Raw genomic sequence first — 11,427 nt, forward strand, 5'->3', positions numbered from 1 at the left:
ATCGAAATCCGAAGCCCGTGCAGTTCATCCAGCCAAACGTTCTCGACCGTGCCTGCCTTTCCGTCGGTAAGAACGACGGCGCTGCCGATCAATTCGGATTGCGCCGCACCGTACTCACTCAAAATTCTTGACGCACGGAGCTTCACCGATGGCATTGCTCGTCCTGTTCGGCCGAGCCGTGTGTGCTGTCCCCAGGCGCCTCAACGCCGACGTTTGTCCGAGCGCTCAGCATCGAGAATGATTGAGGGCGACTGCTCTTCCAATTCGCGAAGCCGGTCGATTTGCATTCTAAGGTTCGCCGGTAGCTCCGGCTCTGCTTTCAGCGACGCGCGTAACCTCTCGCCGATTTCTCGAACGATGGCCCCGGCTGTGGACGTAGTCAATGTCGATGCGGTTGCGCATAATGGAGCCTTCGGTAGGAACAACGCCACCGGCAAGCCGACATCAGTCCAAGCGCTCCCCCCGCGACCGATCGGGGCGCGGCTGGCAGTTTTGAATGAACTGGAGACCGCCGCTTTTGGCTATCTGCGCGAGCGCTTGTTTTGACAACAGCGGGTCTTTGGTAGCGACCTTTGGCTATCTGCGATATGCGCCGGGTTGTTCACCAGCGAGCAGCGGTCTCGTGTTTTGAAAACCCTGGCAGACGCTTTCGTTCCAAATTTCTGGCCGCGACAGCGATGTTCCATTCGGAAGGAGGAACCCGGTAGCAGCTAGTCGCGGGGGCGCTATGGCGGCAACTTCCGATGTGGGCGGAGACATCGGCCGCAGCATTCGGGAACCATTCCTGACAGTGCCCGGTTAGTTTGGGGGCTGATGAAGGCGACCATTGCCATGAGGACCGAATATCTCGCTGCGATTGTGATAGCTGTTCTCGCCGCGGGTACTGGGCTGGCAGTCAATTCTGTCCGCTCGCTGCCTTCCGAAAGGCGGTCCATGCCGGGTGCCGTGCAAATAGCGGACCGATTAACTGAGGCCGTGGATCTGCTTCGGTCCGGCGTTTAACGGCCGGCGCAACTCAAAACGGCGGCGCTGCCAAAGTCATGGGGATCGCACCCGTTCGGCAGAGCGATTGGCTTGTCGAATTCACAGCCGAAGCCCGCGCGCAGCGATACTTAGCGCTTCGTCCGGTAAGGAATGCTGTAACGCCTTTACCTCACATCCCATGGCGCTCGCATCCATACGTCGCGTTGCTCGTCCGTCGCATTGAACGCGAGACTAGGTCCGCTGCTTCTGCCTGCCGCAACGTCGCGTCCGCTACTTCGGATATTGGCCCTGACCGCTATGATGAATGTCCGCATTCGAGGGCAAAGCGGAAAACATGGACTCACTCCCAGTTCTTCTCAGTTTGACCCGATTCAGACATCGTGTGCGGACCCACTCACTCGATCACTTCGGGGGTACCGAGGCTTGGCTCGCCGGTCGGGGGGCCGTTTTCTGAAACCGTGCCCGTGGCTGACGCCCTGTCCTCTGAATGTGACGGGCATAGGTGGCATTCAATTTCGCTTCAGCGGCGGCCGCCCACGAATTGTCTTTCGCTGTCATGCTGTTCACCGGGCCGATCTTCTTTGAGCAGAAACGATGTGCCCGTGGCGACGGATCGACCAAAAGATCACTCGCTTGCGCTTGCCGCGCGTTTCAGAGTCACCACAGCAGTCCCCCCACCGGATGCCGGTGTAGGATTCTTATACGTGAGCTCATCGCCGTTGATCGCGATGAAACGCTTCTGATTCGTATTGTCCCACGCGGGAAAGCTGCCGCCGATAATCTGTAAGGATATTGAATGTTCAGATTCATTTACTTTGTAGTCGCCAAACATCACGATTATCCCCTCCAGAGCGGCTCTGCTTTCCCCGGGAAGCGGAAAGTCGCGGCGGCCAAATTTTGGTCGTCCCGGACGCATGAGATTGATTGAGAAGTGATTTGCTGCATCGAACATAAAATATCCTTTCGGATCGGAACCAAATACTTTGGTTGCTTTCCCGGTCCTTTCATTCTCGTTTACAAATGAAATGACGCTCCAAGTGCCTACAAGCTGCTGTTTGAGCGGCTCTGCCGCTCCCGCGGTCAACGTGCCGCATGTAAGAGCTGCGGCTATCGGAATTGACAATAGTGCTTTCATGGTGCTCCCTCTGGTTTTCAGGCAGTTTCATCTATAACGGGTTCTGGGCTGTGCCGCCGAGCTTAGTCAGAGCCTCAAGATCAGTGTGCTGGGCACTCGGCGGTCAGTGGGGCAATTCATCCCACAATGCCGCACCGACGGCCAGTACTGGATTGACCACACCAAGACGTGGGCATGCGTTCGAAAAGGGCAATCGGCCGAAACGCTACGTGCCACCCCGAAGGTTATGCCAGGTGGCCCCACGATCATGTCGGCGATCCCGCGGAAGCCGTCGAGCGAGAAGGCCGGGGCCTGTGGGGCAAGACAGGACAGCGGCCGTTGGAGCGTTCGGCGTGCCGAGAGTTGCTTGTGATCGCGAGAACGCCGGCAACGAAGGTCCGGTTCTGGCCCAAAGCGGCGGTCCCCGATTGTCCGCTCTCGCGCCGCTGTTGGGGGCTAAGCAGACGTGAGCGCTGAAGGGTCCCGTTGCTTTTATGAGTACCCGCCTTAACGATGGTGATGGTGTGCGCTCGATGCTGGCACGGTTCGCATCGAGGTTGCGGTGATGCATGCGTGAAGCGCTGGCGCCGCCCTTGCCGATGGACTTGCAACAGTGGCAAACCGAGGTCGGAGCCGCAGTGCCCGCGCCAGGCAGAGGTTTGACTGAAGGAGGGTCCAAGACATGAAGAAGACAATAGCTGCCTTGGTCACGGTCGCATCGGTGGCCGGGTCTCTGACCACGACGCCTGCCCGTGCCCAGCGCGGCGGCCCCTATTACCCCTATTACTATGGCCCAAGCTATTACGGCCACTACGGCGGCCCTCGGCCTGCCCCTGGTTCCGACTACAACGGACCTTGCGGTTGGCAACGCCAGCGCTTCTGGGACGGCTCTGGCTGGCGGGTTCGCACCGTCAAGATTTGCTACTAAGCAGGGATCTACCGGGGTTGCCGCAGACTTCCGCGACAGAGACCGGGCATGGCGCCCTCCGCAATGTCGTCCGGGTCCTTCCGAGAGCGTGGTTTGGTGCGGGGGCCGCGCGACGGCCCGGTATGAAGATATTTGCAATTCATCATATCGCGGTAAATTATATCCTCTCCACTGCCCGCACCGGGAGATGATCGAGTGTCCGTCGTCCCGACCACATCACGCCGACATATTTGACGCTGCACCGGATGACGATGCCACGCCGTTCGAGCCAATCCGTTCTGACCTTCCTGCCGCGCACGAGGGCTTCGGCGAAGCGATGTACCAGCTTGACCTCGTCGCCGCGCTTGAATGGACCGTTATCGTTGACCTGTCTCATTCCTTGCCGTCTCGATCAGTTCGCGGACTGCATCGCAGTCCTCGATTACAGTGGCGAACTTTGGTGCGGCAATCGTTGAAGGAGGGCTCAGGGCCGTCCGGCCACCTCGCGGTTTCGACCATCTGCAGGGCAGTAGTGTCGTGAAGCGTCATCAGCACTATGATTGTCAACCGCAGCGCCTGCTCGTCGTCGTCCACATCCGGGTGACCGAGGTAATCGCTTCGTTCGCGCGGTCTGCGGCGAGCAAACACAGCTTCTCATGCTCACGGGATGAAAGCATGGTTATTCCCCTTTCGTTTCTTTTTAGTGGGTCGGCTTTTGTTGTCTGAGTTGTGTGCACTGCAGCGCCGCCGCGCCAGTTCGGCTCGCGGCATCGTGTTCGCGACAAAACCATTGTAGGGATCTGGTCCATGCAAGCGGATGCGGCCACCAAACTTGGCTCGCGGTTCACATCCACGCCTCCACGATCTTCTCGTCGTCCATCGCCGCCCGCGGCATCCGGAACAGCCCGCACATCTCCATGCGGCGATGATGTCGAGCGTGCCGTCCTTACCGGCCGCTGCGACCGCGTTGTCCTGTCCCAAGACTAGGACACCAGCTCAATCGAAGGGTCCGAAACACATGTCCGATCGTCCAAATCTCGCATTCTGGCACGATGATGGGCCTTAGCCCCGGCACCGTGCGGGTCGCACGCCGCTCACTTGCGCTGCTGCTTGATCGCCCACAGCCGGTAGGCTTCGTCCTCGTAGGGATCATCAGCGATCGGCGGCGGGATCAGCTTCACCTGCCGCTCTCAGGATGAGAGCAATGTCGACACTCCCTATCAAGCAGGCCGGATCGATCGGAGCGGCGAGCGGTGGATTTTTGAGCCGCCGCCGAAGCCAAGCTCGCAGAGCAAGCTGGTCGAGCCGCAGCGCCGCTTTCAGGAATGCCTCGAAAACCGCTGGCGCTGCGCTGCGTCGAGCCGTGCCCAGCCTTGCATCGTCGCCTCGGTCAGATCAGTGCGCCGCATCTCGCGTGAACCCTTAAAACGAAATTCAGCAAACGAAAATCGAAAAACGAAAATCTGAAATATGCGGAAGGACCGGGGTCGCGCGGCCCCCGCACCAACCCGCGCGCTCGGAAGGACCCGGAAGGCAGTGACGGCCTGACACCCCCTCAAGGTACTGTGGGGGCCATAGGCAAGCGGGGGGACCGCTGCGCGGGGGGCGTTGGCTTCTGAAAGCTTCATAGACGCGGGCCCCGGAGTGGAATGAAAACGATAACGATCCGGCATTTCTAACAGCGCGCAGACGGGAATACTCTCCTTGTGCACCCCATCGGGATAACTCGCTGGCGGGACGTCGGAAAGGCAACAGGCACTTGAGATGCAGCTTTCACCGTCTCGTGGTTTGGTCGCGCGTGTCGGACTATTTGCGCCTCGGTTGGCTGGCGCTGCCAACCCTGGACGGCACCGATTATGGCTATTGGCGGTGCATATGGTGTGGCTGTGTGACTGCCCGATGGTGGAGCCAACATGGTCTGGCGGTGCGCGATGTGGCGCATGACGAACCGCGAGGCGCTAATCTTCGTCGCGGCGGTGGTCGTCATGGTCGCGCTGGCGGTACTGGCTCAGTGGATGGTCGCGTAGCTCAAATCGGTCAGGCTGACCGATTTGCCGCTATAGACCCATGATCGAGGGAAGGCGGCATGGCAGATCGGGATGATTCACCGGCCTATCAGATGCTCCCACGGAGCGCGCGGCGGGTGTTCGCTGCGATCGAGCGGACCATCGGCAACGGCACCAGCGCGACCGTGAGCTACCTTGAATTCAGCGTGGATCACAACATTGGGCACAGGTCGATTTCGCCATCATTGAAGCTGCTCGACCGCCTCGGCCTGATCGAGATTGAGCCGGGCAAGCGCCTGACCAACACGTTCTCGCTTAGCAACCGCTGGCGCAGCATTGATGAGGTCGAGGCCAAGCGGCTGGCGGCACTGGCGCGTGAGGTGAAGCCGCATCGAACCTTTGGCGAGCCGCCGGAGCCGAAGCCGGTGAAGCCACCGCCGCCGAAGCCCGTGACGGTCGAGCGACCGCGCGCCACGCAGCGCCGGGTGCCGTCGCTACCGACGACGCCGTGGCAGGATGACGGTCGGTGATCGGCGGGCCTACTTGCTCTGCGGCTTGAGCGCCCGCAGCCGGTTTCCTCTCCGTTGTGTCCGGCACGCTATCCGCCGCAATCCCTAGCGGCTTGCCCCAGCCGATCCGCCCGGTGCATCTTCTCTAGCGTGGGCACCAAATCACGCGAGACCATCTACGGCGCGTCGATCCGGGCAGCGGCAGAGCGGGCGGCCGAAGCACGCAAGCAAGCCGACCGGCTCGCCTGCGAGGCATGGAACAAGCGCATGCTCGGCTTCCAGGGACCGGCGCAGCCGTCCCCCGCGCTGGGTGACGCGCTGAACGCCGGGTACACCTATTTGGAGGTGAAGTGCCTTGGCTGCGACACCCACCAGACCGTTGCGCTCGACATCGTGCGACGGCCGAAGGCGACGCCGGTCCATGAGCTGGAACGCTACATGCGCTGCAAGGAGTGCTCACAGGTTCGAGGCTATCCCTACAAGCGGAGCCATCTGGTCGCGCTGCGGCCGAACAAGATCACGGCGAGCGATCCGCCATCGCACTGGTGGCCGGGCGAACGGTAGAAGGTGAAACGGGAATGTCGAAGCGGTGGGGGGCTATCCTGCGCGGCCATGATGATGACCTGCGAGACTGGCGCGAAATGCTCAAGCCACCATTTGACCCTTGGATCGAGGTACATGACCCCGACCATGTGCTGCGATCAGCCTCTCTTGACGGCCTGACATCGGCAATTGAGGTGCGCGACCGCGTCGTCGCTCACATTGAGCGACTAAATGGCACGATGTCTGTGATGCGAGACTGTGAGCCGCTCCAGTTTTCTGGTGTCGCCGAACTCGCACCGGACGGCAAGGTTCACCGAACAGTTTTCATGGAGGCGGCATTCCGGTTGCGGGGGCTGAGAATTGCCGCACCAGTCATGACGACGGGACTTGACGGTAAGCCAGCGCCACAGCCACCTCCCAGACCAAGTGAAGCGCAAAACTGGTCGGCAATCGCAGATAACGACGAATTTCTGGAAGATGCGCTGATGCACTTCAGCCTCGCGCGCCCACCAATGTTCTGGTTCGAAATATACAAGGCGCTCGAATGTTTGATGGACAGGTCTGGTGGTGAGACCGCTTTCCTCGCGCTTGGCTGGGCTAAGCGTGACGATGTCAAACAATTGAAACAGACCGCGAATTGGTCGAGGCACGCCCGGCGCAGGTTTAAGAAGCCTTCACCGGCAACGACTGAGGAAGAAGCGAAGGTCTTGATGAGGTACCTGCTGCGGACAGCATTTGAAACCGCAGCCAAAAGCCCACCCCAGAACCAAGACTGATCGGTAAATGTGCAATCTATACTCGATCACCACTAACCAAGCCGCGATCGCCGCGCTCTTTCGCGTCATCATCCGCTACGTCGGCAACCTCGCACCAATGCCCGGCGTATTTCCCGACTATCCGGCTCCAGTGGTGCGCAACACCGTCACCGGCACCGAGATGACCCTGATGCGCTGGGGCATGCCGCCGCCACCGCGCACAGGCGGGCCGCCGGTTACCAACATCCGCAACACGTCATCGCCGCACTGGCGCATGTGGCTCAAGCCGGAGAGCCGGTGCTTGGTCCCCGCCAATAGCTTCGCCGAGTACGCGCCGGAGCCGAACCCAGAGACGAAGAAAAAAGACGTGGTGTGGTTCGCACTCAACGATGACCGGCCGCTATTCGCATTCGGGCGCATCTGGACCAAGTTCAAGGGTGACCGCGGCACCAAGTCCAAGCCGGTGCCGCATCAGGTCTATGGCTTCCTTACGACCTCGCCGAACGCCATCGTCGCGCCGATCCATCCCAAGGCGATGCCGGTGATCCTGACGACGGACGAAGAGCACGACGTGTGGATGCGCGCACCGTGGGACGAGGCTAAGGCGTTGCAGCGGCTATTGCCGGATGACGCGCTGAGGATCGTGATGCGTGGCCCTGACAAAGAGGAGAAGGCCGCAGCGTAGCCAGAGCTATCGGGGGATAGGATCAGTAATTGCGTGTGCTCTGATCACTGCTACGCAGCGCGCTGCTTCCTCCGAGCGGTTCTTGCCTTTGCAACTTTCTTAGGTTGCTGATCGGTGACCGTGACCCGAGCGATAGCTCCAAGGGACGAACTCAACACCTCGCGTTGCGCTGCAAGCCAATGTGCCGTGGCATGCCCGTCTTGGCAACCGCTCTCAATCCAAAGCTGGTAGGCGCGCTCACGGATCGCATGTTCCAATTCCTGTATGGCGATTGTCTCCTGCTTGGGAAGGACCAACGTGTCAGAGCGCAGTAAGCAAATTCTAAACAACGTTCTCGCCTCGGGCATTAAGCCGAGAGCACGATGTTGATGGTATAGGTGTTTGTTCCTACCTTCGACCTTATGCGCTCGACGAAGGCAAGTGGGATGGCATCTATCTCTGCCGCCGCAAGGGCGATGACCTGATCTATGCAGGCAAGGTCGACCACGGCTTCGACAAGACTTCAGCGGCCGAGCTGCAGAAGCGCCTAAAACCACTGATCCGCAAGACGCAGCCTTACACGAAGCGGATCGCGCACAAGGGCATCTGGGTCGAACCGAAGCTGCTGGCCGAAAATCGAGTATCGTGCCAAGTCAGCGGAGGGAAAGGTCCGCCATCCATTCTTCAAAGGACTGCGGGAGGACCTGTGATGCAATTGGTGCGCCCGCTGCGACAATAGCTGGTGGGTCTGGCGAGAACCCTAACGCTTTTAGGAGCGACCGGAAGCCTATCAAGCTAGTTCGTGCCAGGACTGACCCGCCGCATTATCCTCTAAGAGCGCGTTGCCCAATCCGGAGCGTGTGAGGTGCGACCGCATGTCCGATACCGAATGAAATGCGGACGACAGTCACACGAGGCGGGACCGCCGCTTTTGACCCGTTGCAGACATCCCGCGATCAGAGATACTCCATGCAAGAAGCTATCCGGAAGATGACTGTGGGTGCCTCTCTCTACGAACCAATCAACGTATTTAAGCTGATGGGGCCGGACATCGGAATAGTCGATGGGCCATTCGAGCATTTGACCGTGGGTGGCGTCACGTTGCCGCTGCCTTTCACTACGCGGATGACGGTCGTGCGCCTTTCGAATGGTGATCTGTTCCTGCAGTCGCCGATCAAATTTGATGAGGCGCTGGCAAGCGAGCTGCAGCGGATAGGGACAATCCGACATCTCGTGTCACCCAACCAGTTTCACTACGCTCATATCGGGGAGTGGTCGAAAGCCTTTCCCGACGCGATCCCATGGGCTTCACCGCGTGTACGCCAAAGAGCGCGCGCTCGGCACATCGATGTCACGTTTGCGCGAGACCTCGACTTCAGTCCGCCGGAAGAATGGCGGCAAGACATCGACCAGACGCTATTTCCCGGTGGGTACTTCAAAGAGTTCATCTTCTTTCACAAGAAATCGAAGACCCTGGTTCTCACGGACACGATTATCAACATCGAGTTGGATAAGATGCCCGAACCTTGGCGAACGGCGACAAAGCTCAGCGGGATGTACCATCCCCGCGGGCAAATATTCTTTGGCATGCGGCCGCCGCTGCTACTGCAGCCGCGAAAGGCTAAAGCAGCATTCGCAAAAATCCACTCTTGGCGAGCGGAGCGCATTATACTCAGCCACGGCCGGTGTTTCGAGTCTCATGGCGCCGAAGTCATCAGGAGGATATTTGGAACGCCGGCGCCTTGAAAGTAAAACTCGTTCGGCCGCGCCGAGAGCCAATTTCCGCCTTCGGGCCCAAGCGGTCCCAACCGCAGCGCAGCAGTCTCCCGCCTTACAGAAATGTGCTATCCTTTCGGTCGGAGGCGCCGACCGCGCCCACCTCGATTCAGGACCTCCTCGCTTGCGGCGAGGTGATCCGATGAAACGACGCGAATTCATCAGGCTTGTCGGCGGGGCGGCGCTCCCGAGGGAATGATGGCCTACCAAGAAACTTTTGTTCAGCGACACCAACACCGGATCTACGTCCGAGATCACCCCGGGGCGGAACCGGCGATCATTCTCATGCACGGATTTCCGGACAACGTACACCTGTACGACCGTCTGTCTCCTTACCTCTCGCCGCCGCGCCGGGTCGTGCTATTTGATTTTCTCGGGTGGGGCAGTTCGGATAAGCCGTCCGGCTACTCTTACACCACCGACAATCAAGTTGGTGACCTCGACGCCGTCATCACCCAACTGGGGCTCGGGCAAGTCGTCCTCGTCGCGCACGACGCCTCGGGCCCTCCGGCCATCGATTGGGCATTGGCCCACCCTGAGCGCGTAGCCGGCCTGGTGTTGTTGAACACGTACTACTGCGAAATGCCGACGCTCCAGCGGCCGGAGGCGATCTGGCTCTTCTCCACGCCGGTGATCAGAAGCGTCGCGAGGCCTGTGTCGCGGATGTTCGGGAACTGGCTCTTCCGCCGGATGTACTGGTGGCAGGTTGGGAGGTTCATCCGAGACGCGGAGGTCAGACGGGAGTTTGTGCCGCTGCTGTATCAACAGTTCGACGCCACGCCCAGCGCCCGCCCTGCCTTCTTTCGCCTGAACGAGGACTTACTGCCCATGGTCCGATCGCGCTCACAAATGATCCCCAAGCTGAAAGAGTTCAGACGCCCGGTCCGGATCATATTCGGCGACGCCGATCCTTCCCTGAACAGCGGCGTCGCCCGGACCTTTCACGAGTTTCTCCCGGGCTCCGAACTATTCCTGATCCCGGGTGCTCGACACTTCGTCCAACTGGATGAGCCGGAGCAGGTGGCGCGGTTAATCCTGGCCATGCCAGGGCCGGGGAGTACGACGGCCTAATGCCGGTAACAGAATCGGCCACCGAACCCGGCGCGCGTTTAGCTTCGTATGTCGATCGCATCGTCAGGGGCAGGAAACCCTGCCGACCCAAAAGTGCAGGCTCCCACGGCGGTGGATCTAGGGTCATGTGTGGCACCACTTCGCTTCCTCTGAAATGGTAAAGCAGCGGATGCCAGTCTCGGCTTACCTAGAGGCAGGCTTGTTCGTGGTCGCGGCGGCCGCCGCATTGTTCGCAGCGGCCGGCACGGTCACCATCCCGGGCTTTTGGGCCTATCTCGCAATCTTAGCCGCCGTCATGATCATTTCGTTCGCAGCGCTCGATCCGGACCTCCTGCGCGAACGTATGCGGCCAGGCGGCAAGAAGCCGCCGCTCGCGCTCAGGATCTTCTCGCTCGTTCTGTTCATGCACTGGATCGTTGCCGGGCTCGACCGTGGCCGTTTCCATTGGAGCGACGATGTGCCCGACTGGCTACAAGGCCTTTGCCTGCTGACGGTCGCGGCCGGTTATGCCCTGGCACTATGGGCGATGCGCGTGAATCGGTTTTTCTCCTCAGTCATTCGTATCCAGACCGACCGTGGCCAGCACGTCGTCACCACGGGACCCTACGCCTTCGTCCGCCATCCAGGATACACCGCAGGGATTCTGATTATAGCGGCAAGCGGACCCGCACTCGGATCTTGGCTCGCGGCCGCGCTCGTTGTGATCTTCAGCCTGCCGTTTCTGCTCTATCGCGCTATCACGGAGGATCGAATTCTTCAGGTAGAGCTTGCGGGCTATTCGGATTACGCCGCGCGGGTCCGATGGCGGCTCATCCCGGGGATTTGGTGAAAGCCCAACCTCATTTGGCAAAGCATGCTCCTCACCAAACCGGGCCGTTGCCATCTCAGAGAGGAAGCAACCGAGCCATGTCTGAAAGTGGCCCTTCTGAGACATGCCGACCGCTATGATGGATGTCCGCATTCGAGGGGCAAAGCGGAAAACATGGACACGCACCAGGTTCTTCTCAGTTTGACCCTTTGCGGACATTCTGGGCTATCGAAGTGCAAGCACCAGCAGGACGTGATCACGCCGCCCTACCCACGTCGTTCGATCCGGTG

General features: G+C 60.1%; 11 protein-coding genes and 1 pseudogene. 9 read left to right on the forward strand and 3 right to left on the reverse strand.

From position 1 onward, the window contains the following. Positions 1-155, reverse strand: a 155-nt coding sequence (locus tag OZ411_RS41750) for a PRC-barrel domain-containing protein (RefSeq protein WP_282532627.1), incomplete at its 3' end; no start/stop codon positions are given. 1,454 nt (positions 156-1,609) lie between these two features. Next, complete coding sequence (locus tag OZ411_RS41755) at positions 1,610-2,119, reverse strand: lipocalin-like domain-containing protein (protein WP_282532618.1); 510 nt, start codon at positions 2,117-2,119, stop codon at positions 1,610-1,612. Positions 2,120-2,780: 661 nt separating this feature from the next. Between OZ411_RS41755 and OZ411_RS41760 the strand changes: the two genes are divergently transcribed. Beyond that, on the forward strand, positions 2,781-3,026 hold the full coding sequence (locus tag OZ411_RS41760) for a hypothetical protein (RefSeq protein ID WP_282532619.1): 246 nt from the start codon (positions 2,781-2,783) through the stop codon (positions 3,024-3,026). A gap of 157 nt (positions 3,027-3,183) precedes the next feature. Here the strand turns inward: OZ411_RS41760 and OZ411_RS41765 are convergent, their stop codons facing one another. Continuing rightward, complete coding sequence (locus OZ411_RS41765; protein ID WP_282532620.1) at positions 3,184-3,402, reverse strand: hypothetical protein; 219 nt, start codon at positions 3,400-3,402, stop codon at positions 3,184-3,186. 1,689 nt (positions 3,403-5,091) lie between these two features. Here OZ411_RS41765 and OZ411_RS41770 point away from each other — a divergent pair. The 8 genes and pseudogenes from OZ411_RS41770 (at position 5,092) to OZ411_RS41805 (ending at position 11,158) form a co-directional block, all read left to right on the forward strand. Further along, the gene (locus OZ411_RS41770; RefSeq protein ID WP_282532621.1) at positions 5,092-5,541 is read left to right on the forward strand and encodes a hypothetical protein; all 450 of its coding nucleotides are present in this window, start codon (positions 5,092-5,094) and stop codon (positions 5,539-5,541) included. Positions 5,542-5,670: 129 nt separating this feature from the next. After that, the gene (locus tag OZ411_RS41775) at positions 5,671-6,084 is read left to right on the forward strand and encodes a hypothetical protein (protein WP_282532622.1); all 414 of its coding nucleotides are present in this window, start codon (positions 5,671-5,673) and stop codon (positions 6,082-6,084) included. 14 nt (positions 6,085-6,098) lie between these two features. Then, positions 6,099-6,839, forward strand: coding sequence for a hypothetical protein (locus OZ411_RS41780; protein WP_282532623.1), 741 nt, complete (start codon positions 6,099-6,101; stop codon positions 6,837-6,839). A gap of 7 nt (positions 6,840-6,846) precedes the next feature. Next, on the forward strand, positions 6,847-7,503 hold the full coding sequence (locus OZ411_RS41785) for an SOS response-associated peptidase family protein (protein WP_282532624.1): 657 nt from the start codon (positions 6,847-6,849) through the stop codon (positions 7,501-7,503). 400 nt (positions 7,504-7,903) lie between these two features. Beyond that, positions 7,904-8,192: pseudogene (locus tag OZ411_RS41790) on the forward strand (DNA ligase); the annotation flags it as partial. 259 nt (positions 8,193-8,451) lie between these two features. Further along, positions 8,452-9,228, forward strand: a complete 777-nt coding sequence (locus OZ411_RS41795; RefSeq protein ID WP_282532625.1) for a DUF4336 domain-containing protein — start codon at positions 8,452-8,454, stop codon at positions 9,226-9,228. 228 nt (positions 9,229-9,456) lie between these two features. Then, positions 9,457-10,329, forward strand: coding sequence for an alpha/beta hydrolase (locus OZ411_RS41800; RefSeq protein ID WP_282532626.1), 873 nt, complete (start codon positions 9,457-9,459; stop codon positions 10,327-10,329). A gap of 205 nt (positions 10,330-10,534) precedes the next feature. Beyond that, the gene (locus OZ411_RS41805; RefSeq protein WP_282532628.1) at positions 10,535-11,158 is read left to right on the forward strand and encodes an isoprenylcysteine carboxylmethyltransferase family protein; all 624 of its coding nucleotides are present in this window, start codon (positions 10,535-10,537) and stop codon (positions 11,156-11,158) included. The last annotated feature ends 269 nt before the right edge of the window (positions 11,159-11,427 follow it).

Source organism: Bradyrhizobium sp. Arg237L, from assembly GCF_029990105.1.
GTDB lineage: Bacteria > Pseudomonadota > Alphaproteobacteria > Rhizobiales > Xanthobacteraceae > Bradyrhizobium.

Excerpts from the sequence above, each read along its gene's own strand:
- OZ411_RS41755 (WP_282532618.1), bottom strand. The coding sequence starts at position 2,119 with ATGAAAGCACTATTGTCAATTCCGATAGCCGCAGCTCTTACATGCGGC.
- OZ411_RS41760 (WP_282532619.1), top strand. The coding sequence starts at position 2,781 with ATGAAGAAGACAATAGCTGCCTTGGTCACGGTCGCATCGGTGGCCGGG.
- OZ411_RS41765 (WP_282532620.1), bottom strand. The coding sequence starts at position 3,402 with ATGAGACAGGTCAACGATAACGGTCCATTCAAGCGCGGCGACGAGGTC.
- OZ411_RS41770 (WP_282532621.1), top strand. The coding sequence starts at position 5,092 with ATGGCAGATCGGGATGATTCACCGGCCTATCAGATGCTCCCACGGAGC.
- OZ411_RS41780 (WP_282532623.1), top strand. The coding sequence starts at position 6,099 with ATGTCGAAGCGGTGGGGGGCTATCCTGCGCGGCCATGATGATGACCTG.
- OZ411_RS41785 (WP_282532624.1), top strand. The coding sequence starts at position 6,847 with ATGTGCAATCTATACTCGATCACCACTAACCAAGCCGCGATCGCCGCG.
- OZ411_RS41795 (WP_282532625.1), top strand. The coding sequence starts at position 8,452 with ATGCAAGAAGCTATCCGGAAGATGACTGTGGGTGCCTCTCTCTACGAA.
- OZ411_RS41800 (WP_282532626.1), top strand. The coding sequence starts at position 9,457 with ATGGCCTACCAAGAAACTTTTGTTCAGCGACACCAACACCGGATCTAC.